General features: G+C 62.1%; 23 protein-coding genes and 1 tRNA gene. 18 read left to right on the plus strand and 6 right to left on the minus strand.

What is annotated here, in order from left to right:
* Nucleotides 1-327 precede the first annotated feature (327 nt).
* The 17 genes from kup (at nucleotide 328) to hypA (ending at nucleotide 19,450) form a co-directional block, all read left to right on the plus strand.
* Entirely contained in the window at nucleotides 328-2,196 is a 1,869-nt protein-coding gene (kup, locus tag WE862_RS15490) for a low affinity potassium transporter Kup (protein ID WP_042029424.1), read from the plus strand.
* 487 nt (nucleotides 2,197-2,683) lie between these two features.
* Nucleotides 2,684-3,349 carry a 4Fe-4S dicluster domain-containing protein gene (locus WE862_RS15495; RefSeq protein WP_005351526.1) on the plus strand — a complete coding sequence of 222 codons (666 nt, stop codon included), beginning with the start codon at nucleotides 2,684-2,686 and terminating at the stop codon, nucleotides 3,347-3,349.
* A complete protein-coding gene (hyfB, locus tag WE862_RS15500; protein ID WP_042029425.1) occupies nucleotides 3,349-5,220 on the plus strand; it encodes a hydrogenase 4 subunit B in 1,872 nt (623 codons plus the stop codon). Before WE862_RS15495 ends, hyfB begins: the two co-directional genes overlap by 1 nt.
* Nucleotide 5,221: 1 nt before the next feature.
* The gene (locus WE862_RS15505; protein WP_042029426.1) at nucleotides 5,222-6,175 is read left to right on the plus strand and encodes a respiratory chain complex I subunit 1 family protein; all 954 of its coding nucleotides are present in this window, start codon (nucleotides 5,222-5,224) and stop codon (nucleotides 6,173-6,175) included.
* An 80-nt stretch (nucleotides 6,176-6,255) separates the two neighbouring features.
* On the plus strand, nucleotides 6,256-7,974 hold the full coding sequence (locus tag WE862_RS15510; protein ID WP_042029427.1) for an NADH-quinone oxidoreductase subunit C: 1,719 nt from the start codon (nucleotides 6,256-6,258) through the stop codon (nucleotides 7,972-7,974).
* A 9-nt stretch (nucleotides 7,975-7,983) separates the two neighbouring features.
* Nucleotides 7,984-8,541 (plus strand): formate hydrogenlyase complex iron-sulfur subunit, encoded by a 558-nt coding sequence (locus WE862_RS15515; protein ID WP_005345227.1) that lies wholly within the window; start codon nucleotides 7,984-7,986, stop codon nucleotides 8,539-8,541.
* Nucleotides 8,541-9,356, plus strand: a complete 816-nt coding sequence (locus tag WE862_RS15520; protein ID WP_042029429.1) for an NADH-quinone oxidoreductase subunit B family protein — start codon at nucleotides 8,541-8,543, stop codon at nucleotides 9,354-9,356. Before WE862_RS15515 ends, WE862_RS15520 begins: the two co-directional genes overlap by 1 nt.
* Nucleotides 9,349-9,762, plus strand: a complete 414-nt coding sequence (locus WE862_RS15525; protein WP_042029431.1) for a formate hydrogenlyase maturation HycH family protein — start codon at nucleotides 9,349-9,351, stop codon at nucleotides 9,760-9,762. The genes WE862_RS15520 and WE862_RS15525 overlap by 8 nt, the downstream gene beginning before the upstream one ends.
* A complete protein-coding gene (hycI, locus tag WE862_RS15530; protein ID WP_042029432.1) occupies nucleotides 9,762-10,253 on the plus strand; it encodes a hydrogenase maturation peptidase HycI in 492 nt (163 codons plus the stop codon). Before WE862_RS15525 ends, hycI begins: the two co-directional genes overlap by 1 nt.
* 213 nt (nucleotides 10,254-10,466) lie before the next feature.
* A tRNA-Sec gene (locus WE862_RS15535) sits at nucleotides 10,467-10,558 on the plus strand.
* Between the two features lie 315 nt (nucleotides 10,559-10,873).
* A complete protein-coding gene (selA, locus tag WE862_RS15540; protein WP_042029433.1) occupies nucleotides 10,874-12,352 on the plus strand; it encodes an L-seryl-tRNA(Sec) selenium transferase in 1,479 nt (492 codons plus the stop codon).
* A gap of 4 nt (nucleotides 12,353-12,356) precedes the next feature.
* Complete coding sequence (gene selB / locus WE862_RS15545; RefSeq protein ID WP_042029434.1) at nucleotides 12,357-14,240, plus strand: selenocysteine-specific translation elongation factor; 1,884 nt, start codon at nucleotides 12,357-12,359, stop codon at nucleotides 14,238-14,240.
* Nucleotides 14,237-16,675 (plus strand): carbamoyltransferase HypF, encoded by a 2,439-nt coding sequence (gene hypF, locus WE862_RS15550; RefSeq protein WP_042029436.1) that lies wholly within the window; start codon nucleotides 14,237-14,239, stop codon nucleotides 16,673-16,675. The genes selB and hypF overlap by 4 nt, the downstream gene beginning before the upstream one ends.
* Nucleotides 16,676-16,680: 5 nt before the next feature.
* On the plus strand, nucleotides 16,681-16,932 hold the full coding sequence (locus WE862_RS15555) for a HypC/HybG/HupF family hydrogenase formation chaperone (protein WP_040065728.1): 252 nt from the start codon (nucleotides 16,681-16,683) through the stop codon (nucleotides 16,930-16,932).
* On the plus strand, nucleotides 16,926-18,038 hold the full coding sequence (gene hypD / locus WE862_RS15560; RefSeq protein ID WP_042029438.1) for a hydrogenase formation protein HypD: 1,113 nt from the start codon (nucleotides 16,926-16,928) through the stop codon (nucleotides 18,036-18,038). Before WE862_RS15555 ends, hypD begins: the two co-directional genes overlap by 7 nt.
* Complete coding sequence (hypE, locus tag WE862_RS15565; protein ID WP_042029440.1) at nucleotides 18,035-19,039, plus strand: hydrogenase expression/formation protein HypE; 1,005 nt, start codon at nucleotides 18,035-18,037, stop codon at nucleotides 19,037-19,039. Before hypD ends, hypE begins: the two co-directional genes overlap by 4 nt.
* A gap of 69 nt (nucleotides 19,040-19,108) precedes the next feature.
* Entirely contained in the window at nucleotides 19,109-19,450 is a 342-nt protein-coding gene (gene hypA / locus WE862_RS15570; protein ID WP_042029441.1) for a hydrogenase maturation nickel metallochaperone HypA, read from the plus strand.
* Here hypA and WE862_RS15575 read toward each other — a convergent pair.
* Nucleotides 19,428-19,790, minus strand: coding sequence for a hypothetical protein (locus WE862_RS15575; RefSeq protein ID WP_244463197.1), 363 nt, complete (start codon nucleotides 19,788-19,790; stop codon nucleotides 19,428-19,430). The genes hypA and WE862_RS15575 overlap by 23 nt on opposite strands.
* On the opposite strand from WE862_RS15575, the gene hypB reads away from it, so the two are divergent.
* Entirely contained in the window at nucleotides 19,689-20,477 is a 789-nt protein-coding gene (gene hypB / locus WE862_RS15580) for a hydrogenase nickel incorporation protein HypB (RefSeq protein ID WP_244463198.1), read from the plus strand. The two genes, WE862_RS15575 and hypB, sit on opposite strands and share 102 nt — an antisense overlap.
* A 352-nt stretch (nucleotides 20,478-20,829) precedes the next feature.
* Here the strand turns inward: hypB and WE862_RS15585 are convergent, their stop codons facing one another.
* Genes WE862_RS15585 through WE862_RS15605 form a run of 5 tightly spaced genes read right to left on the minus strand, consistent with a single transcriptional unit; the run spans nucleotide 20,830 to nucleotide 25,663 of the window.
* The gene (locus WE862_RS15585; protein WP_042029444.1) at nucleotides 20,830-21,471 is read right to left on the minus strand and encodes an ATP-binding cassette domain-containing protein; all 642 of its coding nucleotides are present in this window, start codon (nucleotides 21,469-21,471) and stop codon (nucleotides 20,830-20,832) included.
* Complete coding sequence (locus WE862_RS15590) at nucleotides 21,471-22,259, minus strand: ATP-binding cassette domain-containing protein (protein ID WP_042029446.1); 789 nt, start codon at nucleotides 22,257-22,259, stop codon at nucleotides 21,471-21,473. Before WE862_RS15590 ends, WE862_RS15585 begins: the two co-directional genes overlap by 1 nt.
* Nucleotides 22,253-23,068 carry an ABC transporter permease gene (locus WE862_RS15595; protein WP_042029448.1) on the minus strand — a complete coding sequence of 272 codons (816 nt, stop codon included), beginning with the start codon at nucleotides 23,066-23,068 and terminating at the stop codon, nucleotides 22,253-22,255. The genes WE862_RS15590 and WE862_RS15595 overlap by 7 nt, the downstream gene beginning before the upstream one ends.
* Nucleotides 23,058-24,068: an ABC transporter permease gene (locus WE862_RS15600; protein WP_042029450.1), complete on the minus strand. Its 1,011-nt coding sequence runs from the start codon at nucleotides 24,066-24,068 to the stop codon at nucleotides 23,058-23,060. Before WE862_RS15600 ends, WE862_RS15595 begins: the two co-directional genes overlap by 11 nt.
* Nucleotides 24,053-25,663 (minus strand): ABC transporter substrate-binding protein, encoded by a 1,611-nt coding sequence (locus tag WE862_RS15605; RefSeq protein WP_042029451.1) that lies wholly within the window; start codon nucleotides 25,661-25,663, stop codon nucleotides 24,053-24,055. Before WE862_RS15605 ends, WE862_RS15600 begins: the two co-directional genes overlap by 16 nt.
* Nucleotides 25,664-25,741 lie beyond the last annotated feature (78 nt).

A 25,741-nucleotide genomic window follows, 5' to 3' on the forward strand; every position in this document is an offset into this window, starting at 1 on the left:
AAATAGCGACCAAAGCGCTTCCCCAGATAAAACAAACGGTTGCCCGCAGAGCGGGTGAATATTTCAATCAACGGCCAATTAATAACCTTACTCAAAAGGGCGTTTTGATTATTTATACCTGAGCATGAACCCGCAGAGTGTGTGTCATTATAAGCTTAACGACAGATGAACAGACTGTGTCCCATGAAACGCATCTTTATATCCGATTAGCTCCCTTCCCATCGCAATCCTTTGATTTCCCCCCGATGTTGTATCCACACATACCTGATGTGTTCGGGGCGATCTGCTGTGGCAAACGTGTAAACATCAAACTGACAAGATGAACTCATGAACTGTGATAAACAACAAGCCATGTCCGGCGTCATGCTGGCGGCGATTGGCGTAGTCTATGGCGATATCGGCACCAGCCCGCTCTATACCTTGCGCGAGTGCCTGTCAGGTCAATTCGGGTTCGGCGTCGAGCCGGCCTCCATTCTCGGCTTTCTCTCGCTGATCTTCTGGCTGCTGATCCTGGTGGTGTCGGTCAAGTACCTCTCCTTTGTGATGCGGGCCGACAACGCCGGCGAGGGTGGCATTCTCACCCTGATGTCGCTGGCAACCCGCAACGCCTCTACCCGCTGGACGCCGCTGCTGATCATCCTCGGCCTGATTGGCGGCAGCTTCTTCTATGGCGAGGTGGTGATCACACCGGCGATGTCGGTGATGTCGGCCATCGAGGGTCTGAGCATTCTCACCCCCGCCCTCGACCCCTATATCGTCACCCTCTCGGTGCTGGTGCTGACCATGCTGTTTGCCATCCAGAAACATGGCACCGCCATGGTGGGCAAGCTGTTTGCCCCCATCATGCTGATCTGGTTTATGACGCTGGCGGTGCTGGGACTGCGCGGCATCATCCACAACCCCGAAGTGCTGGGTGCGCTCAACCCCGTCTGGGCGGTGCGCTTCTTTGTCCAGTACCAGACCACCTCCTTCTTTGCCCTCGGCGCCGTGGTGCTGGCCATCACCGGGGTAGAGGCGCTCTACGCGGATATGGGCCACTTTGGCAAAAATCCCATTCGCCTCGCCTGGTTTATCGTGGTGTTGCCCTCGCTGGTGCTCAACTACTTCGGTCAGGGTGCGCTGCTGCTGAGTAACCCCGCCGCCATTGCCAACCCCTTCTTCCTGCTCGCGCCGAAATGGGCGCTGGTGCCGCTGCTGCTGCTGGCGACCATGGCGACGGTGATCGCCTCCCAGGCGGTGATCTCCGGGGTCTTTTCGCTGACCCGGCAGGCGGTGCGCCTCGGTTATCTCTCCCCCATCCGCATCGTTCACACCTCCGAGCAGGAGTCCGGCCAGATCTATATTCCGGTCATCAACTGGATGCTCTATATCTCGGTGGTGATCGTCATCATGAGCTTCGAGCACTCCAGCAATCTGGCGGCGGCCTACGGCATCGCGGTGACCGGCACCATGGTGCTTACCTCCATCCTCTCTTGCTCGGTGGCCAAGAACAGCTGGCACTGGAACAAGTATCTGGTGGCCATCCTGTTTGCCGCGCTGCTCTGTATCGACGTGCCGCTCTTTGCCGCCAACCTCGCCAAGATCTTCTCCGGTGGCTGGCTGCCGCTCACTCTGGGCGCGGTGATGTTCACCGTGATGACCAGCTGGAAGAGCGAGCGTTTCCAGCTTATTCGTCGCCTGAACGAACACGGCAACTCGCTGGAGCCGATGATCGCCTCGCTGGAAAAATCCCCGCCGACCCGGGTGGCCGGCACTGCGGTCTATATGTCGCGGGTGGTCAATGTGATCCCTCATGCGCTGCTGCACAACCTCAAGCACAACAAGGTGCTGCACGAGCGGATCATCCTGCTCACCCTGCGGGTGGAGGATGTCCCCTACGTCCACAATGTGCGCCGGGTCTGCATCGAGCAGCTCTCCCCCACCTTCTGGCGGGTGGTGGCAAGCTACGGCTGGCGCGAAACCCCGAACGTGGAGGAGATCTTCCACCGCTGCAACGCCGAGGGGCTGAGCTGCCGGATGATGGAGACCTCGTTCTTTATGGCCCACGAGTCGCTCATCATGAAAGACCGCCCCTGGTATCTCTATCTGCGCGGCAAGCTCTTTATGCTGCTGCAGCGCAACGCCCTGCGCGCCCCGGATCAGTTCGAGATCCCGCCCAACCGGGTCATCGAACTTGGATCCCAGGTGGATATCTGATGGCGGGTTGATGGCCTCTTGATGGCATAGAAAACCTCAGCAAATAGAGAGGGAGGCATTGGCCTCCCTCTTCTTTTCCGTTAACCCCGATTACCGCCCCCTCATCCCCAGCCCTTATCCCGCAAGGGGAGAAGGGGGCAAACCACGGCAAATCGAACCAGCTCATTTCCCCTCACACAACAGCCGTAGGGTGCAACAAGCGCAGCGCCGTGCACCGCGAACATATTTGATAGCGGTGCAATTCACTTCGTTCTTTGCACCCTACTCATGCTGCGTTTTCCAAGGTGACGAACCCTCTTGGCGGCTTCGTCACAAGTGACGAACGTCACAGTTCGACAGCCACACCAGCCCTTTCACCCAACCACGAGAATATTTTTATTCATTTAAAAACAGCTACTTAAAACCAATTTATCTGTAAAAACCATTTTGGCCCGTATCTTGCCAACCTGCCCCTACTTTCTCCGTTCGCGACACGACAAGGTAGGCTATGAACCGCTTCGTTATCGCTGACCCCAAGCTTTGTATCGGCTGTGGCACCTGTATGGCGGCCTGCAGCGAGGTACACAAGGCGCAAGGTTTGCAGCAAGCCCCCCGTTTAACCGTTATGCGACACGAGCAGGCGACCATGCCGGTTCAGTGCCGTCACTGTGACGATGCCCCCTGCATCAAGGTGTGCCCGGTCGAGGCAATTCGCCAAACCGGCGATTGCGTGCAACTCAACGAGTCGCTCTGCATCGGCTGCAATCTCTGCGCCGTGGCCTGCCCCTTTGGCGCCATCCAGAGCGGCGGCAGCCGTCCGGTGGCCGTGGCCACCAGTTACGACACCTATATCCCCTGCTCCATCCGCTCCAGCAACCCCTCCACCTCTGCCGGCCTGCGCTGCTTTGGCGAGGATCTGCTGAGCTGGGAGCCGGGCGTGCGCAGCATCGCCGTCAAGTGCGATCTGTGCGAGTTTCGCGCCGATGGCCCGGCCTGTGTCGGAGCCTGCCCCTCCCAGGCACTGAAGCTGGTCAATGACGGCGACACCGAACGCGCCGCCCGTATCCGTCGCCAGCAAGCGGCCGACACCAACCCGCAAGGGGCCTCAGCCTTCTCGGCGCCTGCCACGGCGCTCCCTGCATCCGATTTATCCACCACAGAGGGAGTTCGCTGATGTTGTCCCCCCTTGTAATGGCTACGCTCCTGCTCTTTTTGCTGGGCGCTGCCGCCGGTTTGCTGCTGCAAAAGCTGCCCGCACTGGCCAACCGTCTCAATAGCGGTTTTGCCCTGCTGGGCTCGCTCGCGGGTCTGGTCGCCGCCATCCAGATCTTTGCTCAAGGCACCCCCATCGACGGCCAGCTCTGGCTGCTGGGCTCGGTGCACCTCGATATGCTGGCCGCGCTGATGCTGCTGGTGATTAGCACCGTCGGCGTCGCCGTCGCCCTCTACTCCTTTGCCTATATCCGCGAATATCAGGGCAAGGGGGATGTGGCCATCGGCGCGCTGATGAACCTCTTCCTCTTTGCCATGGTAGGTATGGTACTGGCCGACAACGCGCTCGGTTTCTTGCTCTGCTACGAGCTGGTGACCCTCACCACCTACTGGCTGGTCAAGACCAACCCCGAGGCCGCCAAACAGAGCCGCCTCTATCTGGTGATGAACCATATCGGCATGGCACTGGTGCTGATCGCCTTCTGGCTGCTCTGCCGCGAATCTGGCTCGCTGGAGTTCGCCGCGCTGCGCGAGCACCATCTGGCGGGCGCCTTGGCTTCTCTGGTGTTCCTGCTCAGCTTCTGCGGCTTTGGCCTGCGCGCCGGTTTCGTGCCGCTGCACGGCTGGCTGCCGGTCGCCGAGCCCGTTGCGCCGTCCCATATCTCGGCGCTGATGTCCGGCGTGATGGTGAAGCTGGGCCTCTTTGGCATCTTGCGGGTCAGCATCGATTTTCTCGGCGCCAGCCAGCTCTGGTGGGGCTATGTGGTGCTGATCTTCGGTGCCTGCTCGGCAGTGCTCGGGGTGCTGTTTGCGCTGGCCGAGCACGATCTCAAGCGACTGCTCGCCTACCACACGGTGGAGAACATCGGCATCATCCTGATGGGGATGGGCATCGGCATGATCGGCATCGCCAACCAGCAACCGGCACTGGTAGTGCTGGGGCTGCTCGGCGCCCTCTATCACCTGCTCAACCACGCCATCTTCAAAAGCCTGCTCTTTATGGGCACCGGCTCTGTGATGTTCCGCCTGCACACCCGCGACATGGACAAGATGGGTGGCCTCGCCAAGCTGATGCCCTGGACCGCGCTGGCGTTCCTCATCGGCGCTATGGCCATCTCGGCGCTGCCGCCGCTCAACGGCTTTGTCAGCGAGTGGTTTATCTACCAATCCCTGCTCTCCATGACCAAACTCGGCACCTCTGTCGTCGCGCCGCTCGCGGTAGTGATGCTGGCGGTAACCGGCGCCATGGCGGTGATGTGTTTCGTCAAGGTCTACGGCATCTGCTTCTGCGGCGCCCCGCGCAGCGAGAAGGCGAGCCACGCCCGCGAAGTGCCGGGCGCCATGGTGGCAGGCACCCTGCTGCTGGCCGCGGTCTGTCTGGTGCTGGGTCTGGGCGCCCCCTGGATTGCCCCCCATATCGCCAGCTATGGCCAAGCCTTGGTAAGCGGCCAAATGAACGTGGCCACCGGCGCCACCCTGCTGCCACTCGACAGCTCACAGGCGATCCTCTCCCCGCCCGTTATCGCCATCACCTTACTGGGGCTGTTCCTGATTCCGCTGCTGGTACTCGCCATCTTCAAGGGGCCCAAGCTGGGTCGTCGTCACGCTGGCACCCCGTGGGCTTGTGGTTACGCCTATGAGGAGCGCATGAGCCTCACCTCCGGCGGTGTCACCCACACCTTGCGCCAACTCTGCGCGCCACTCTATCGCAAGCAGCCGCAGCTCGATCTGGCCAGCGCCCTGCACGGGGTGAGCGATACCAGCGGGACAACCGGCTGGTTGCTGCACGGTGTTGTGCTGGCGCTCTTTATCCTGATGGCTGTAGGAGTCTGATATGCCTGTTCTTGAAATGCCGAGCTGGGGCATGGTTGCCCTCGCCCTGACCCAGGCCATCGCCATGCTGGCGCTGGCGCCGCTCGCCACCGGTTTCAACCGGGTGCTGCGGGCCAAGATACACTCCCGTCAGGGGCCGGGCCTGCTGCAGGATTACCGGGATATCGCCAAGCTCCTGCGCCGTCAGGAGGTGACCCCGGAGCCTGCCGGCATCATCTTCAACCTGATGCCTGCGCTGCTCATCGCCGCCCTCTTGCTGGTAGGGATGGCGCTGCCAACCCTGACTCATGAGTCTCCCTTCCCCATCGCCGGGGATCTCATCACCGATATCTATCTGTTCGCCATCTTCCGCTTCTTCTTCTCCCTCTCGGGGCTCGACAGCGGCAGCATGTTTGCAGGGATCGGTGCCCGCCGCGAACTGACCCTCGGCATTCTGGTGGAGCCCATTCTGGTGCTCGCCTGCTTCATCATGGCGATGATGGTGGGCAGCTCGGATCTGGGCAATATCAGCAGCTATGTGGCGACCCAGCCGCTGGCCGCGCCCATCGCCACCCTGCTGGCCGGCGCCGCCTGCGCCTTCGCGGTGTTTGTCGAGATGGGCAAGCTGCCCTTTGACTGCGCCGAAGCCGAGCAGGAGTTGCAGGAGGGGCCGCTCACCGAGTACTCCGGTGCGGGCCTGGCCCTGCTCAAGCTCTCCATCGGCCTCAAGCAACTGGTGGTGGTGCAGCTCTTTCTGGTCATTTTCCTGCCCTTCGGCAAGGCGGCCAACTGGAGTCTGCCTGCGCTCATCGGCGCGGCGCTGATCCTCGCCTGCAAGCTGCTGGTGGCCTTTTTGCTGGCCGGCATCATCGAAAACGCCATGGCCCGCACCCAGTTCGTGCGCACCCACAAGCTCACCCGCTACGGGTTGGGGCTGGCCCTGCTGGCGCTGCTCGCCTATCTGGTCGGGGTCTGAACCATGCCCGCCAGCACAGCAACTTTTTCCGATTTCATCATTTGTGAATGCTCATTCCCGAACATTAAAGTGAGAACTGCATGACCATCGCCATTTCGGATCGCATCGGCTGCGACTACATCCAGCAGGTGCGAGCACAACTGCCCCACGCCATCGTCGACGAGGAGTGGCAAACCGCCGATCAGGCCACCATTACCGTCAAACCCACCAGTCTGGTCGAGACCGCCAGCCTGATCTTCCACCAGCTGGGGGGCTGGCTTCCCCTCTCCTTTGCCAATGACGAGCGCAGCCTCAACGGCCACTTCGCCGTCTACCACGTCTTCTCCATGGAGGGCGACACCAAGAGCTGGATCACCGTCAAGGTGCTGGTGGATGCCGATACCCAGGAGTACCCCTCCATCACCCCGACCATTCCGGCGGCGGTGTGGGGCGAGCGGGAGATCCGCGACATGTACGGCCTGCGCGCCATCGGCCTGCCGGACGAACGTCGTCTGGTACTGCCGGATGACTGGCCGGAGGATATCCACCCCCTGCGCAAGGACGCCATGGATTACCGCCAGCGCCCGATGCCCACCACCGACACCGAGACCTACCCCTTCGTCAACGAGCTGGGTAGTGATGCCAACCGCATCGTGCCGGTCGGCCCGCTGCACATCACCTCGGACGAGCCGGGCCACTTTCGTCTGTTCGTCGATGGGGAAGATATCATCGATGCCGACTACCGCCTCTTCTATGTCCATCGCGGCATGGAGAAGCTGGCCGAAACCCGGATGGGCTACAACGAAGTGGCGTTTCTGACCGACCGGGTCTGCGGCATCTGCGGCTTTACCCACAGCGTCGCCTACACCACCTCGGTAGAGAACGCCATGGGTATTCCGGTGCCCGAGCGGGCCAAGATGATCCGCGCCGTGCTACTGGAGGTGGAGCGCCTGCACAGCCATATCCTCAACATCGGCCTGTCGAGCCACTTCACCGGTTTCGACACCGGCTTTATGCAGTTCTTCCGGGTGCGGGAAAAGTCCATGACCCTGGCCGAGCTGCTGACCGGTGCCCGCAAGACCTATGGCCTCAACCTGATTGGCGGGGTACGCCGCGACATCTTCAAGGAGGATCGCATCAAGGGTGCCCAGCTGGTGCGGGAGCTCCGTGATGAGCTCAAACCCCTGGTGGCCATGCTGCTGGATACCGCCAACATCTCCTCCCGCCTCATCGGTATCGGCAAGCTCGAGCCGCAAATTGCCCGCGATTTCAGCTGCGTCGGCCCCATGGTGCGGGCGAGCGGCTTCAAGCGCGACGTGCGTCGGGTCCACGACTTTGCCGGCTACCGCGAGCTGCCGATGGAGATCCAGACCAAGGCGGGTTGCGACGTGCAATCCCGGGTGCTGGTGCGGATCCACGAGCTCTACGACTCCCTCGACATGATTGAGTTCGGCCTTGAGCACCTGCCGGAAGGGCCGCTTTTGACCGAAGGGTTCACCTACCAGCCGGGCAAGTTTGCGCTGGGCTTTACCGAAGCGCCTCGCGGCGAGAACGTCCACTGGAGCATGACCGGGGACAACCAGAAGCTGTTCCGCTGGCGCTGCCGCGCCGCCACCTACGCCAACTGGCCTGCTCTGCGCTACATGCTGCGCGGCAATACCGTGGCGGATGCGCCGCTCATCATCGGCAGTCTGGATCCCTGCTACTCCTGTACCGACCGGGTCACCCTGGTCGACCCCAAGAAGGGCAAATCCACCGTGGTCTCCTACAAGGAGATCGAGCGCTACGGCATCGATCGCAAAAACTCTCCGCTGAAATAAGGGGTCATCATGATCAAGCTGTTCAAGACCATCCTCAAGGCTGGCACCCCGACCGCCAAGTACCCCTTCGCCCCTTACGAGGTGAACCGGGATTTTCGCGGCAAACCGAAATATCAGGCGGATCAGTGCATCGCCTGCGCCGCCTGCACCAAGGCCTGCCCGGCCAATGCACTGGTGATGGAAGTGGACATGGAGACCGGCGAACGGCGCTGGGAGATCTCCATGGCACGCTGCATCTTCTGCGGCCGCTGCGAGGAGGTCTGCCCGACCCGCGCCATCGCCCTCTCACCCGAGTTCGAGCTGGCGGTGACCAACAAGGCGGATCTCTATGAGGAGGCCCGCTTCGCGCTGGCCCCCTGCACCCTGTGCGGCACCTACTTTGCCCCGAGCAAGCTGGTGGCGCTGGTGGAGGACACCCTCAAGCAGGCGGGCACACCGCTGGCCACCCCGGAGCGACTGCACCACTGCCCCGACTGCAAACGAAAACAGAGCATGCTGAGCCAGCCTGACTCGGCCCTGATCACACCGATAGCCACACCGATGGCCGCACAAAAGGAGTGGATGTGATGAGCAAGATCAAAGGCATAGAACCGGTTGTCGGCCATGCCCATACCCGCGCCGTGCCGCTGGCACAGGATCCCGAGATCACCAAACTCAAGAAGACCCTGCTCAAGGACATTCGCCGCTCGGCCTATGTCTATCGGGTCGATTGCGGCGGCTGCAACGCCTGCGAGATCGAGATCTTCGCCACCATCACCCCGCTGTTCGATGCCGAGCGTTTCGGCATCAAGGTGGTCGCCTCCCCCCGCCACGCCGACATCCTGCTCTTTACCGGCGCGGTGACCCGGGCGATGCGGGTACCGGCACTGCGCGCCTACGAGGCGGCGCCCGATCCCAAGATCTGCATCGCCTACGGCGCCTGCGGCTGTGACGGCGGCATCTTCCACGACCTCTACTGCGTCTGGGGCGGCACCGACAAAATCGTACCGGTAGATGTCTATATTCCGGGCTGCCCTCCGACACCGGCGGCCACCATCTACGGCTTTGCGGTGGCGCTCGGTCTGCTTGAGCAGAAACTCAAAGCCACCAGCCACGAGGTGCAACCGGGTGAACGGGTCGAGCTGCGCCACACCGGCATCCCCAATGAAATTCGGGTGATGATCGAGCGCGAAGCGCGCCGCATGGCCGGTTACCGGCAGGGGCAGATCATCGCCGACGAGTTTATGGCCCTGCTCGAAGGGGCAACCCAGCAGGATGTGGATCTACGCATCCAGAGCTACCTCGATCAGCACGACGATCCGCGCCTCTCAGAGATCGTCAACAACCTGGCCAACGCCTGCCTCAACCGGGCAGCCGGCAAGGGAGAGGCGGTACATGGCTGACGAGGTTTTCTTCTATCGCCTCTCGCGCAAGTTCGTCGACGAGCAGTTCGACGTGCCGGAAGAGGCCAGGGAGGTGATGTACTACAGCCTCGCCATCGGCCACCACCTCGGCATCGTCGATTGCCTGCGAGCAGACCTGGTCTGCTCGCTGACCGGTTATCGCGACTGGGTAGCCAAGCTGCCAGAGGTGAGTGAAGCGCGCCGCAAGATGGAGGGGTTTCTCACCTTTGGCGAGATCACCATCTATCGCGAGCACTGCCATATGCTGGCCTGCGCCTTCGACCGACTGCGCAAAGCCGAAGGCGTGCTCGATGAGCAGGAGCTGGGCTGGACCAATACCTTTATGGATCAGCTCACTGCCCTCTTTAACGACCCCCATATGTACCTGATGGTAAGGAGCCGCTGATGGGCTGCAATCTCGTGTTGACCGTGGGCAATGCCATGATGGGGGACGACGGTGCCGGCCCCTATCTCGCCGACAAGCTGCAGGCCGCCCCCCTGCCCGGCTGGATCCATATCGACGGCGGCATCGCGCCGGAAAATGTGGTCTACAAGGTGCGGGAGCTGCAACCTGAGCGGGTGGTGCTGGTGGATGCCGCCGAGATCGGCGAGAAGGCGGGAACCCTGCAGGTGATCCCCCCCGAGACCATCGCCGAGATGTTTATCTTCTCGACCCACAATATGCCACTCAATTTCCTGATCGACGAGCTCAAGACCTTTGTCCCCGAGGTGATCTTTGTCGGGGTACAACCGGCCATCGTGGCGTTCTCCTTCCCGATGACCGAGATGGTGAGCGAGGCGATGGATTATCTTTATCAGCATCTTGATGCCGCCAGTGACACCAGTCTGTTAATAGATAAACTGGATCAGTGGAATATTGCCAACGCCAACCGGTGATTATTTATCGAGTTGTTAACGACCGTTATTGACCGACGGTTCCGGCAATGTGATCGAGGCCCGATGTTAAATTAAAAACATCGGGCTAATTGTGCTGAACTTGATATAAAACAAGGTTCTTTGATTTTTTCAAAAAATCGCTAACTCTCGCTTTTTTATGACAAAAAAAGCGTTGCCAGTCACAGAAATTTGCCACAAAATGGCGACTGTTACGGAAGTTGATGGGGTCTGGTGGCCTCCTCGGTCTTCAAAACCGATGTGAGCCGAGAAGGCTTTGGCAGGTTCGATTCCTGCCTCTTCCGCCAAATTTATCTATTGAACAAATACTCTCCCGCTGAATTTTTCGGCCTGGATTTTATTTCCATTGTTTGTTCAATATGTTTGAAGTAATACCTTAAAAAAAGGTGCTTGCCGCTTGCCAATATAATCCGAACTCAGGTTATCTCGCTGGCCAAAAATTAATTTATCAGCATCGATGCAGCATTAATTTATACCCGCTCATTGATGCACCCAGTTTGCAGTCATCCGCAAATCGCCAGCAGTGCCATAACCCGTCAGCTCGGCCTCTCTATCGGCAAACCGGTGCGCCTCCCGAACCCACGCACTGCACTGGTAATCCCATGCCGAACTCGTCTCACGCGTCAGCCATCCCCCACCGCCAGCCCGCATCAGGTACGGCTGCCGACGATTCACAGCCAGATTCTCAGCAACAGCCCGGCCAGCAACAAACGCGCTGTCTGCCGCAAGTGGAACAGCTGCTGCAGCAACCCTTTCTCGCCGGTTTTATCGAGACGCTGAGCCGCCCGCTGGTGACTCAGGCGGTGCGCGATACCCTGAGCGAGCTGCGCCAGAGCGAAGATTTTCGCCAGCATGGCGTCGCCCCCGAGCAGATCGAGGCGCTGATTGCCAAACGCTGCCGACAGCAGCTGCGCCAGCGTCAAACCCGGCTGATCAATGCCACCGGCACCCTGGTGCATACCAATTTGGGGCGTTCGCCGTTAAGTGCCGATCTGTGGGACGAGGTGCGTGACCTCAACACCGGGTACAACAATCTGGAGCTGGATCTCGCCACCGGCAAGCGCGGCGGGCGCAAGGGGCTGATCGCCCCCCTGCTCCGTTGCCTCACCCAGGCCGAGGATTCGCTGGTGGTCAACAACAACGCCGCCTCGCTCTTTTTGCTGCTGCAGGAGGTGGCCAAGGGGCGCGAGGTGATCGTCTCGCGCGGCGAGCAGATCCAGATTGGCGGCGGCTTTCGCATTCCCGATATTCTGGCGCTCTCCGGCGCCAAACTGGTGGAGGTGGGCACCACCAATATCACTACCGCCAAAGATTACCTCGATGCCATCACCGATCAGACCGCGCTGGTGCTGATGGTGCACAGATCCAATTTCGCCATTCGCGGCTTTACCGAATCCCCCGATATCGGCGAGGTGGCCCGCGCCCTGCCCGAGCACGTGGTGCTGGCGGTGGATCAGGGCTCCGGCTTGACCACCGAAGAGTTTGCGCCGGATGAAACCTCGGTGCGCCAGTACATCAAGGCGGGGGCGGATCTGGTCTGCTACTCAGGCGACAAGCTCTTGGGGGGCCCGCAATCGGGCATCATCAGTGGCCGCAGCGACCTTATCAAGCGGCTGGAAAAACATCCCATGATGCGCACCTTCCGCCCGAGCCGCATCGTCTACTCCCTGCTCGAACGCCTGCTCATCCACAAGCTCAACAAATCCCCCGTCGGCGAGGGCATCGCCCAGCGCACCTTGAGCAACCCGGCAGCCATGCAGGCGAGAGCCTCCCAGCTGATGGCCGCCCTGCCCGGCTGCTTTGTGCCGGTTCCAGCCCAGCTGGTGGTGGGCGGTGGCACCTTGCCGGACGAGTTTTACCCGGCGCCAGCGCTGGAGTGCACCGACCCGCGCCCGGCCCAGCTGCTGCTCGATGATTTGCGCGACCTGCCGGTACCGGTCATCGCCACCGTGCGCCAGCAGAAGGTGCTGCTCAATATGGCGACCCTGCTGCCGACCGAGATGGAACTGCTGATCGCCCAACTCAGGGAGTTGCTGCTGCCCGCCCCGTTCAATGCAACAAAAGCGACCGAGGAGCCCTGATCCCATGACCCCCTATCGCGCCGTTATCGGTCTTGCCGGCCACGTGGATCACGGCAAGACCCTGCTGATCAAGGCCCTTACCGGCATCACCACGGCCCGTGCCCACGAGCAGGCCATCGGCATGACCCAGGATCTCGGCTTTGCCCACTTTGACGACGGTCAGGGCAACACCATAGGCGTCATCGACGTGCCCGGCCACGAGCGCTATATCCGCAACATGGTGGCGGGGCTCTGGAGTCTGGATCTGGTGCTGCTGGTCATCGCCGCCGACGAGGGGTGGATGCCGATGACCGGCGATCACCTGCGCCTGCTCAAGGCGATGGGGGTGCCGCGCCTCTTGGTCTGCATCAACAAGTGCGATCTGGTCTCCCCCGACGAGCTTTTGCTGTTGGAAGAGAGCCTGCTGGAGCGGGTAATGGACGAGAGCGGCATGGTGCCCGATATCGTCAGCGTCAGCGCCAAAACCGGCGCCAATATGGCGGCCCTGCACGCCGCCATCGTGCGCCAGCTGGCCGATCTGCCAGTCTCACAAGCTGCCCGCGAACAGACCGCCCCGCGCCTCTATGTAGACAGGGTCTTTACCGCCAACGGCACCGGCACCGTGCTCACCGGCACCCTGCAACAGGGCCGACTCAAGGTGGGGGACAAGCTGCGCCTCTACCCCGCCGATCGTGAGGTGCAGGTGCGCTCCCTGCAGGCCTATCACCAGAGCGTCGACGAGATCGGCGCCGTCTGCCGGGTAGCGGTGGGCCTTAAAAAAGTGCCCCACAAGGAGGTGGCCCGCGGTCACTGCCTGACCAGCGCCGCTGGCCAGTGCGAGGCGGCAACCCACCTTATCGTGCGACTCAACGCCGAGAGCCTGAGTAACAAGATACTGCGCACGCAGGAGGTGGAGGTGGCCCTCGGCAGCTGGCATGGCCGGGCCCGTTTTGTCCCCATCAAGGACACCCGGCTGGCGCGGCTGATCTTTGCCAGCCCCATCCCCTGCTTCTTTGGCCAGCCGCTCGCCATCATTCGCCACGGCAGCAGCGAACTGCTGCACGGCGCCCGCATCGTCTGGTGCGGCGACATCCATCCCGCCAGACGCAAGGCGCTGCACACCCTGCTGGGTGAGCTACCTGATGACTTGGAGCGCTACAACCCCGCCACCCTGCAGCTTGGCCTCAATGGCTATGTGCTGGCCAGCCGCTTTGACCAGCAGCCAGAGCAGGTCACCCCCCTCGGTGAGTGGCTGCTGGATAACTGCTGGCTGGCCCAAAGCCGCGACCAGCTGCTGGCCACGCTGGCCAGCGAACCGCTCAGCGCCGCCGAGCTGGCGACCCGCTTTGGCATCGCCCTGCCGGTCATTCAGGCCCTGCTCCAGCAGCTCAAAAGCGAGCAGCTCATTCGCCTGCACCATGACAAATGGCAGCAGGGCAGCGGAGAGTCGGAAGATGATCTGGGGGAAGAGGCACAGCTGGTGCTCAAGGTGGTGCGAGATCAAGGCAAGGAGGGTTATGAGCCCGGTAAACTGGGCCCCGGCGGCGTGGAGCTGGACCCCTTTATCACCCGCAAGCTGCCCGCGGCCCTGCAGCAGGGCTTGCTACAAAAAGGCGCGTTGCAAAAGCAGTTGCGCAATCTGGCGCGACTCAAGTATCTGGTGCAGCTCGATGGCCCCATCTACTACGACGCCGAGCTTTACAACCAGATGGTCGCCGCCGTGCTGGCGGGCCAGCAGGTGGGAGATCTGATCGACATGGCATCCCTCAAGGAGATCACCGGTTTGTCGCGCAAATACGCCATTCCGTTCTGCCTGCGCATGGAGATGGATGGCTGGGTGCGGCGCGAGGAGAACGAGCGCCGGGTGCTGCGTCTGCCGCAGACTCAAGATGAGATGGAGCCGGCATGAGCACCACCATCGCCCCATCTGGCTCTGCCAATCCGGTGGCCAACCGGCTGCGCCGCGAATTTCATATCGACGGCATAGTGCAGGGGGTCGGCTTTCGCCCCTTCGTCTATGGGCTGGCGCTGCGCCACGGCCTTGCCGGTTATGTGTTGAACGATGCCAACGGCGTCACCATAGGCGCAGAAGGTTCAGCCGAGCAGCTCACAGCCTTTGCCCGCGAACTGCGGGAACTGGCGCCGCCACTTAGCCGCATCGATCATTTCAGCGAGCGGGAACTGCCCCTTGCTCATGATCCCGACTTCGATGGCCAATTTCATAGCCAGTTTCGAATTAAAGCGAGCCAGCAGCAGAGCTCCGCCACGGTCGCCATCTCGCCGGATCAGGGAATGTGCGAGGCATGTGCCAACGATGTGGCCAACCCCAACGATCGCCACCATCGCTACCCCTTTACCAACTGCACCCACTGCGGCCCGCGCTACACCATCATCCGCCGCCTCCCCTACGACAGACCCCATACCGCCATGGCGGGCTTTGCCATGTGCCAGCGCTGCGCTGCGGCCTATGAAAACCCGCTGGACAGACGCTACCACGCCCAGCCGGTGAGCTGCCCCGAGTGCGGGCCCCACCTCAGTTGGCGAAATGGCCGTGGCGATGCCTTGGCCGAGCGCGAGGATGCCCTGCAGGCCACTGCAAGCGCCCTGCAAGCGGGGGCGCTGATTGCGGTCAAGGGGATGGGGGGCTATCACCTGATGTGTGATGCCCGCAATGAACAGAGTGTTGCCAGATTACGAATGCTCAAACGGCGCGAACGCAAGCCGCTAGCGGTGATGATGGGCTCCCTTGCCGAGGCCAAACTGCATGTCACCGGCAGCGAAGACGAGTGGCAACTGCTCGCCTCTCAGGCCAGACCCATCACCTTGCTGCGCAAGCGCATTAACGATGATCGGCTCTCAGAATCCCGACTGACAACCGCGCCGCTGGCCGAGGGGATTGCCCCCGGCATCCCCTACCTCGGCATCATGCTCCCCTACACCCCGCTCCATCAGCTGCTGCTGGATGCCTGCGCCATGCCGCTGGTGGCCACCAGCGCCAACAGCCGCGGCAGCCCGATCCTGATCGAATGCGAGGCGGTGGTCAGGGAACTCGGCAGCGAGATTGACGGCATCCTGGATCACAACCGCCCCATCCTGCACCCGTGCGACGACAGTCTGGTGCAGTGGGCAGGCGGGCGACGCCAGACGTTGCGCCTCGCCCGGGGCTATGCCCCCTGCACCCCCAGCCTGCAAGAGGCGGTCAGGGCGCCGCTGCTGGCGGTCGGGGCGCAACAGAAAAACCAGCTGGCGCTCGCCTTCGGCCGCCAGCGCATCTACAGCCCCTATATCGGCGATCTGCACAGCCTGCCGATGCAGGAGCACTTCGAGCAGACCCTGGCGACCTTTCGCGATCTCTACGATCTCAAACCCGAAGTTCTGGTCTCGGATCGCCACCCGGGCTACCTCAGCCACCAGTGGGCCAAACGCTATTGCCAGGATCAGGGTGCAACCCACCTCGAGGTGCAGCACCATCACGCCCACCTGCTGGGGGTGATGGCCGAGCACAACATCACGGGCCCGGTGCTGGGTGTTGCCTTCGATGGCACCGGCCTTGGCGATGACGGCACCCTCTGGGGTGGCGAGCTGCTGCTGGCCGATGTGAAGGACTTTACGCGGGTTGCCCGCCTCCAGCCTTTCAAGCTGATCGGCGGCGAGGCGGCCATTCGCGAGCCGGTGCGCCAGCTACTGGGGCTGCTGTTTGAATCGCACATTCCTGAGCAGATCAGCGCCCTCGATATTCCGCTGATCAACAAGTTGCCAGCTGAACGGATCAGCAATCTGCACCAGCTCTGGCAGTTGGGTCGCAACGCCCCCCATACCAGTTCCATCGGGCGGCTGTTCGATGCGGTGGCGGCGCTCTTGGGGGTGATCGACACCCCGGATTACGAGGGCGAAGCGGGACTCTTGCTAGAGGCGGCTGCCTCGCGGCTAGCCCCCGATGAACAGCCCTTCCCCCTCGCCTTTGATCTCAGCCAATCAGCAGAGGGGCCACTGCATATCGAGTGGGCCGAGCTCATCAATACCCTTGTCAGTGAGCGGCGCCAAGGCACCTCCACCGCCAGCCTGGCCGCCGGTTTTATCCGCGCCATCAGCAAGCTGGTCATCGCTCTGGCCGAGCGCTTCCCCGGCTATCCGGTGGCGCTCGGGGGCGGCGTCTTTCAAAACCGGGTGCTGATGGATCAGCTGGTGCCCGCGCTCGAAGCCGCCGGTCGGCAGGTATTGACCAGCGAAACCCTGCCGCTCAATGACGGTGGCATCGCCGCCGGTCAGCTCTGGTTTGCCATCCACCATCTTGCCACGCATCAGCCTGTTACAACCGGCTGTGCCACCTTGTCGGAGTCCTGAAATTCATGTGTCTATCCATCCCCTCTCAGGTGGTGCAGCTGCACCCCGAAGATAACTGCGTCACCGTCGATACCCTGGGGGTGCAGCGGCGCGTCAGCTGCATGCTGCTCGAAGAGCCTCTCCAGGTGGGCGATTATGTGCTGCTCCATATCGGCTTTGTGATGAGCAAGATTGACGAAGAGGAGGCGCAGGCCAGCCTCGAGAGCTTCCGCCAGATGGTGGCCCTGATGCCCAAACAGGATATCTTGCCATGCTGACCTTGAATGACCTGTTTCAGGGCTTTCGTCAGCCTGACGTTATCCGCGCCCTCGCAACCCAGATCACCGAACTGGCCAAAGATCTGCCCGAACCGCTGCGGGTGATGGAGGTGTGCGGCGGCCATACCCACACCATCATGAAGTACGGCCTGCACCAGCTGCTGCCGGCCAGCATCGAGTTTGTCCACGGTCCCGGCTGCCCGGTCTGCATCATGCCCAAAGAGCGCATCGATCAGGCCATCGAGCTGGCTAGCCAGCCCAGCGTCATTCTGGTGACGTTGGGGGACATGATCCGGGTGCCGGGCTCCAAGGGCACGCTTGCCCAGCAGCGGGCCAAGGGGAGCGATATCCGCCCGGTCTATGACCCCCTAGACGCCCTGCGTATCGCCCGTGAGAACCCTGAGAAAACCGTGGTCTTCTTCGCCATCGGTTTCGAGACATCCACCCCGATGACCGCCGCCTTGCTGGCAGCGGCTGAAGCTGAGGGGATTGAGAACCTGCTGTTTCATATCAACCATGTGCTGGTGCCCCCCGCCATTCATGCGGTGATGGCCGACGGGGTGGCCAAGGTGAACGCCTTTATCGGCCCCTCCCACGTCAGCGTCATCACAGGCGCCGATATCTACCTGCCCATCGTCGATCGCTATCAGGTGCCGGTGGTGGTGAGTGGTTTCGAGCCGGTGGACGTGATGGAGGCGATCTTGATGATGGTGCGCCAGAAGGTGGAGGGTCGCTACGCGTTGGAGGTGCAGTACAGCCGCGCCGTCACCGCCAGCGGCAACAAAGCCGCCCAGCGGCTGGTCGAACGCTTTTTCGAGACCCGCGAGCACTTTCGCTGGCGAGGTCTGGGGGATATCAACGCCTCCGCCCTGCGCCTGCGCGATGCCTTTGCCAAACGCGATGCGGAGCGCCACTTTGCGCTCAATCAGACTCCCATCGATGACCACAAGGCGTGCCAGTGCGCCGATATCCTGCGCGGTCTGGCCAAACCGAACCAGTGCAAAGTCTTTGGCCGGGGCTGCACCCCGACCCAGCCCATGGGCAGCTGCATGGTCAGCTCCGAAGGGGCCTGCAATGCCTACTACCGATATATGGGGATCCAATGAGAGAAATTCAGTTAAGCCACGGCGGCGGCGGTGTCGAAATGAATCAGCTGATCAATCAGCTCTTCTTTCGCCACTTTGGCAACGAGATCCTGCTGCGCGGTGAAGATGCCGCCCTGCTGCCGGTGAGCGGCCCCATCGCCTTCACCACCGACAGCTTTACCGTCTCGCCGCTGTTCTTCGAGGGGGGGGATATTGGCAAGCTGGCCATCGCCGGTACGGTCAATGATCTCGCCATGATGGGGGCCAAACCCGAGTATCTGAGCGCCAGCTTTATCATCGAGGAGGGGTTCCCCTACGCCGATCTCGCCCGCATCGTCGAGTCGATGGCAGCAGAGCTTGCCAAAAGCGGCGCCCGCATCGTCTGCGGCGACACCAAGGTGGTGCCCAAGGGGGCAGCCGACAAGATCTTTATCAACACCAGCGGGGTCGGCACCTTCCCGCTGCCTGAGCAGAGCCGGGGCATCTCGGTACGCAACCTCAAGGCCGGTGACGCCATTCTGGTGTCGCGGGATATCGGCAGCCACGGCGCCTGCATCCTGATGGCCCGTGACGCCCTGCAACTGGGCTCCGATCTCAAGAGCGACTGCACCACCCTCTGGCCACAGGTCGAAGCGCTGCTTAAAGCTGGTATTACCCCTCACGCCCTGCGAGACGCCACCCGCGGTGGCCTTGCCGCCGTGCTCAACGAGTGGAGCAGCGCCTCCGGCGTTGCCATCGAGCTGGAGGAGTCCGCCATTCCGGTGTGCGATCCGGTACGCGGCCTCTGCGAGCTCTACGGTTTCGAGCCCCATGATCTCGCCAACGAGGGAACCATGGTGCTGGCCCTGCCTGCCGAACAGGCGCAGGACGCACTGGGCATCTTGCGGCAATTCAACCCCGCCGCCAGCCAGATCGGCGTGGTGCAGGCGAGCGATCGCCACAAGGTGATCCTCAACAACCCCTGGGGCAGCCGCCGTTATCTGGAGCTGCCGCAAGGAGAACTGCTGCCGCGGATCTGTTGAGCGGCCATGCCATTCCGTCAATTACAGGGAGGAGTCACTGCTCCTCCCCATATCGGTTAAGGAGCCACCATGCACGAAATGTCTCTGGCCATGGCCGCCATCGATCTGGCGGCCGAGCAGGCCACCCAGCGGGGCTTTAACAAGGTGACCGCCCTCTGGCTCGAGGTCGGCAGCTTCTCCTGCGTCGACCCGGACACCATAGCGTTCTGTTTCGAGGCGGCCGCCAAGGGCACTGCCGTCGAAGGGGCCCAGCTTCACTTTCAACACAAGGCGGCAGAGGCCTGGTGTTACGACTGCAACCAGACGGTCACCCTCACCGAGCGCGGGCAGGCCTGCCCCGGGTGTGGCGGATACAAATTACGAGTCGCGCAGGGTGATAGCCTGCGCATCACCGACATCGAGGTAAGTTGATATGTGTAGCGTATGCGGATGCGGCCAGGCGCGGATCGCCGGCCATGAGCACGATCATGAGCATCACCACGAGCATGAACATCACCATGAACATGGTCATGAGCACGACCACCATCATAGTCATGACGCCCACCACCATCATGATCACGAGCAGAGTGCGCCACGCACCCTGATCATTCACCACCACTATCACCATCAGGGGGATGTCCATCACCACTACCACGGGGTACGGGCTCCCATAAGCCATGAGGGGCATGATCACCCCCATGAGCACCACCATGATCACAGCCATGACCATGACCATGACCATGACCATGACCATCAGCAGGGTGATCTGCACTATGGCAAAGGGGAAGCGGGATTGTCGGTTCCGGGCATGGGGCAGCGCCAGCTGATCGCCATCGAGATGGATGTGCTGGCAAAGAACAATGCGCTGGCGGCCCACAACCGCGAGCACTTCACAACCGCCGACCAGCTGGTGCTCAATCTGGTATCTAGCCCGGGTTCAGGCAAAACCACCCTGCTGTGCGAAACCCTGCGCCAACTGGCCGACAAACGCCCCTGCGCCGTGATCGAAGGGGATCAGCAGACCAGCGCCGATGCGGATCGCATCCGTGCCACCGGCGTGCCTGCCGTGCAGATCAACACCGGCAAGGGCTGCCATCTGGACGCCAAAATGGTTCACGATGCCTGCCATCAGTTGCCTGACAATCAAGGGGGCATCCTCTTTATCGAGAACGTCGGCAATCTGGTCTGCCCCGCCAGCTTCGATCTCGGCGAGAAGTACAAGGTGGCGATCCTCTCCGTCACCGAGGGGGAAGAGAAGCCGCTGAAATACCCGGACATGTTCGCCGCCGCCCAGCTGATGGTGATCAACAAGATCGATCTGCTGCCCTACGTCAGCTTTGACGTGGCCCGCTGCATCGAAAACGCCAAACGGGTCAACCCCTATATTCAGGTGATCCTGGTCAGCGCCACCACAGGCGAAGGGATGGATGCCTGGCTCAACTGGCTGGCCACGGCCTGAACCAGAACCGGTTAAATGCCGTTACCAACGGCGGATAGCAAGAGAGGGAGGCTGATGCCTCCCTCTCTTTTATCTGTAGACCTTGTCGGTCATGCTATCCGTCCAAAATGGCCAGCATCCCACACTCGCTTCCCCTCACCCTGGCCCTCTCCCCAGGGTAAGGGAATCGGTTTGTGGATGCCGCGGCTATACGATGCCCTCAAACCCCTCAGGGGGCTTCGAGCATAACAACCAGCCATATTTTCAAACCCCAAGGTTCTCCAAACCCTAAACCCCGAGCCTGGCGAAATGGCACCTTCTGCTCCCTTCTCCCCTTGCGGGAGAAGGGCTGGGGATGAGGGGGAACTAACCCTCAGGCCGCATTTTCAGCCAATACACCAGTCACGGGCTGCATCTCACCAAAGCGCAGCACCCGATGACAGATCTGACGCAGCAGTGCCTGCTGGTGACTGAAGACAAGCATGGCGAGGCCGCGCTGCTCGCACTCAACCATCAACTCCCGCCAGAGCTGGCGCTGAATTTGCGGATCCAGCTGGGCGGTCACCTCGTCGGCAATCAGCAACCGGGTGCGGGGATCGAGGGCGCGCAACAGCGCGATGCGGGCCAGCTCGCCGCCGGATAGCTGACCGGGTTTACGACCGAGCCATTCAGGCTTGACCATAAAGCGGGCCAGCATGGCGTCATCGGGGCGCCATACATCCCACAGCGCCTGCCCGGTGGTGCGATAGGGATTGAAGGTGAGTTCCGGGTGCTGGGGCACCAGCTGGATGGGGTTATAGCCTTTTACCTGTTCAGGCACCGGCAGCCCATCCAGCAGGATCTGCCCGCCGGCCCCAACCGGTTGCCAACCGGCCAATACCCGCCCCAGCGTGGTCTTGCCATGGCCACTCGGCGCAGAAATGCCGAGCCGTTCGCCCGCTTCCACCGTCAGCGATAACCCCTGCCAAAGGGGACGTTCCCCCTGGGCGATGGTGAGGTTTTGTACTTCCAACATCAGGAAACCTCCGGCACAGAGAAGAGCGCGTTGAACTCCGGCAGCGCCTGCCAGTGGGCTCTGAGCATCTCGCTCCCCTGCCCCTGGCGCAGATGGTGGCAGCTCAAGGTATCGCTCACCTGCCCCTGATGCAGCGCGACTATGCGATCGGCAAAGCTGGCTGCCAGCGCCAGATCATGGGTCACCCAGAGGATACCGCTGCCCTGATTGGCCAATTCACGCAACTGGCCGAGCAGCAGACAGGCCAGCCCCTCGTCGAGCCAGGCGGTGATCTCGTCTGCCAGAATGTAGCGGGCACCGCCGAGCGCCGCAGTGCAGGCCAGAATGCGCTTGGCCATGCCGCCGGAGAGCTGGCGCGGATAGCGGTCCAGAGTGGCAGCGGGCAGCTGGTAGCACAGCAGTTGCTCGCCGAGCCGCTCGCGAGAACCGCTCTGGCCGCAGAGACGTGCCGCACGTCCCAGCTGACGCTCCACCGTCAGCAATGGATTGAGGGCGCTTACCCCCTGTGGCACATAGCAGAGGGTGTGCCCGCGCAGACGGGCCCGGCTGGCATCGCACAAAGGCGTGCCATCGAGGGAGATGGAGCCGTGCATCCGCAGGTTGTCCGGTAGCAGGGTCAGGGCGCTTTGCAGCAGCAGGCTCTTGCCCTCGCCGCTCCCCCCCACCAGCGCCACTATCTCCCCCGGCGCCAGTTGCAGGCTGATATCGGTCAGCAAAGGCTGCCAGCTGCGCCGCCCCAGCCAGGAGTAGTGGGCCGCCTCTATGGTCACCTGATCAAAACTCAGCATGGTTCACTCCTATGCCACAGCAGCTGTTGCAAGGCGCGGGTAGCCTGATCAAACAGTAAAACCAACGTCAGCAACATCAGCCCCGGGAAGAGGGCCAACCACCAGCCGCCACCGGCCAGATAACGCAGGGCATCGGCCAGCAGCAGGCCCAGCGAGGCCTCGTGGGCAGCCAGCCCAAAACCGAGAAAGCTCAAGGCCGCGCTGTGCAGCACCGCATGGGGAAACATCAGCAAGGTGCCGATAAACCACTGGGGCAACAGCCCCGGCAGCAGGTGGATGCGCCAGCGACGCAGCGCCCCCATCCCCTGACAGCGGGCCAGCACCACATAGTCGCTGCAGACGATCCGCCGCGCTTCTGCGCAGAGAATGAGCGCCAGCTTGGGCCAGTGGGTGAGCGCCACCGCCAGGATCACCCCGCGCATGCCGCCCCCCACGGTAAAGCAGATGAGGATCAGCAGCAGCATATGGGGCAGCGCCAGCATGGCGTCGATCACCATTCGCACCGCCGCATCACATCGGGGGTGAATGAGCGACACGCTTGCCGCTACCATGGCCAGCAGCCCACTGCAGAGCGCCGTGCTGATGCCGAGTTCCAGACTGGTGAGGGTGCCCTGAAAGGCCCGCAACCAGAGATCACGCCCCATCTGATCGGTACCGAACCAGTGGGTCAGCGAGGGAGGCTGCTGGCGCGCCAGCAGATCCATTGGCACATCCTGATGAGAGAGGCTCCAGCCGTAAGTGGCCAGCAGCGCCAATCCGAGCAGGGCAAAAACCAGCCGCAGTATGGAGGGAAGCGGGTTAAACAGCATGCTCACCCTCCCAACCCCGATTGATGCACGCCAGCAGCAAACTGGCCACCGTGTTGCCAATAAAGACCAGCAGGGTGCAGAAGAGCACTATGCCCATCAGCAAGGGGATATCGCCCCGCAGCCCCGCATCCACAGTGGCCTGGCCGAGCCCCGGGTAGGAGAAGACCTTTTCGGCCAAGAGCGATCCGCCAATCAGTTCGCCAAGGGAGGCAAACTGCAGGCAGAGCGCTGGGGTCAGGGCGTGGCGCAGCACGTGAAAACGCAGCATGGGCCAGCCGCCATCGCCCTGAGCGCGGGCGTAGCGGATAAAGTCGCTATCCAGCACCTCGGCCACCCGCCCCCGGGTATGCAGGGCAATGTTGCCCACCCCGAGCAGCGCCAGGGTAGTCACCGGCAGCAATAGATGACGCAGCCGCATGGCCCAGTCCACCTCATCAGCAGCAAGCCCCGGCGTCCAGGCGCAGCAGACCGGCAACAGCGGCCAGTGCACCGCAAACAGGGCGAGCAGCAACAGGCCGACCCAGAAGGTGGGCAGGGAGGCGAGCAGGTAGGCAAAGCGGCAGATAAGGCGATCGGGCCAGCGATTGAGATAGCGACCGGCGCAGAGGCCCAGCAAAATCCCGAAAAAACCGGATAGCAGCCAGGCGCCCGCCAGCAGCAGGAAGGAGGCGGCAAAGCGCTGGCCTATGACTTCACCCACCGGTGCGTTGTAGAGCATGGAGTAACCGAGATCCCCCCGCAGCACCTGGGTAAACCAGTGCCAGTAGCGCAGCCAGAGCGGCTGATCCAGCCCCCAGCGGGCGGCGATGCGGGCGTACTGCTCCGGCGGCACATGGAGCAGATCGTTGCCGATATAGGCCTTGATGGGGTCGATGGGGGAGTAACTCAGCAGCACAAAGGTGGCGACCGAGACCAGACATAACAGCCCTGCCAGACGCAGCAGGGCTTTTAGCAACAGATAACCGGAGTGACTCAAGGGAGAACTTAACGGCACGTCCACCGCCAATCCTGCAGGTTGTTGAGGAGTGACCAGCTACCGTGGATTTCCGGCGCCCCCTTGCCAAGGTCAATGCAACGGTTGGCGAGATAGGTGTGCTGCACATTGAGCAGCCAGGCCCAGGCGGCATCTCCCTGCACTCCGGCGCCCGTTTTGCCATCCCACTCCACCTGCTGCCAGAACGGCACGGCCGCCTGCCAGTTCGGGGCATCCAGCGCCTGCTTGAGGTGGCCATCCACCACAGGGTTGCTGTAGTAGCCCGGGTTGTAGAACTCCACCCCACCGGAGCCGCTCTGGTAGTGGTGATAGAGCTCCATGGGATCCAGACTCCCCCACCCCATCAGCACCGGATTGGCGTGCATCTCCCGCTCCACCTGCTCCCAGCTGCCGGACTTGAGGCTCACCTCAAGACCGATGGGCTTGAGCATGGCACGCACCGCTTCCGCCAAATCCCGGCGGGTGCTGTCGCCACTGGTGTACCAGAGGGTAAAGGCGGCGCGCAGGGAACCCTTGTGGCGAATGCCGTCACTGCCCATCTTCCAGCCCGCTTCGTCGAGCAGGGCATTGGCGTGGGCAGCATCGCCATCCTTGAAGGCGGTGGCTTTGTTCAGCCAGGGCAAGCCTTCTACCGCGCTGTAAGCGGGGATGGCGTGCCCCTCCAGCAGCTGGTCGGCCAGCAACTTGCGGTCAATGGCGTAGTTGATGGCGCGGCGCACCGCTACATCCGAGGTCACGTCGTTGCCGATGGGATAACCCTTGGCATCCTTGCCGCCCGCAGGCGGAATGGGGAAGACGATGCCGCGGTTCTCGACACTCGGCCGCACCCACAGCTTGAGGGAAGCAGGCACGGTGGGCGCCAGCGACGGGGCGATGCGCACCACATCGAGCTGGCTGCTCTGGGCCGCGGCATAGGCGCTCTCTTCATCGATAAAGACAAAGACCAGCCGTTTGAAGTCATTGTTGCCGCCGGCGTAATAGGGGTTCGCCTCCACCACCAGTTGCTGGCCGGGCAGGAAGCTTACCAGCCGGTAAGGGCCGGCGCCGACCGGCTTTTGGGCATATGCTTTTGCGTCGTAATCCTGCTTCGACACTATCCCCAAAGATCCCAGCACGTTGACAAAGGTGCTCTGGGGGGCACTCAAGGTGATGGCAACCTCGGTGGGCGAGCGCACCTTGGCCGAGACAAAGTTGCCCATGTCGATCTTGCCGCCGCCCTTGGCTGCGCTGTTGTAGGTAAAGGCCACATCTTCGGCGGTGAGCGGCGCACCGTTGGAGAATTTCAAATCCGGCTTGAGGGTAATGAGCCACCCCTTGCCATCCTTGCTCGGGGTCACCGCTTGGGTGAGCACATTCTGCCAACTGAGATCTGCGTTCTGCTTGAGCAGCGGGCTATGCAGCAGCAGGTAGCTGCCGTGGCTCCAGCCGAGCAGAGGGTCAAACCCTTCGGTGGGTTCAGCGCCGATGGCGAGCTTGAGCTCGGCAGGCACAGGTTGGGCAGCGGCCAGCGCCGCGTGAGAGGCGGTGCCCAGCAGCAGAGTCAACAGGGCGGTAGCGCTGGATCTAGCGTAATGGCGAAGGGAATTGCGTGGAACAGTCATGGGGATCCTTCTTGTTTTGTACCACTCACGGATCATCACTCAAAAAAAGAGGTGGAATGCGTGATTTAACATGGGAGT

Origin of the sequence: Aeromonas jandaei (genome assembly GCF_037890695.1) — a bacterium.
Classification (GTDB): domain Bacteria; phylum Pseudomonadota; class Gammaproteobacteria; order Enterobacterales; family Aeromonadaceae; genus Aeromonas; species Aeromonas jandaei.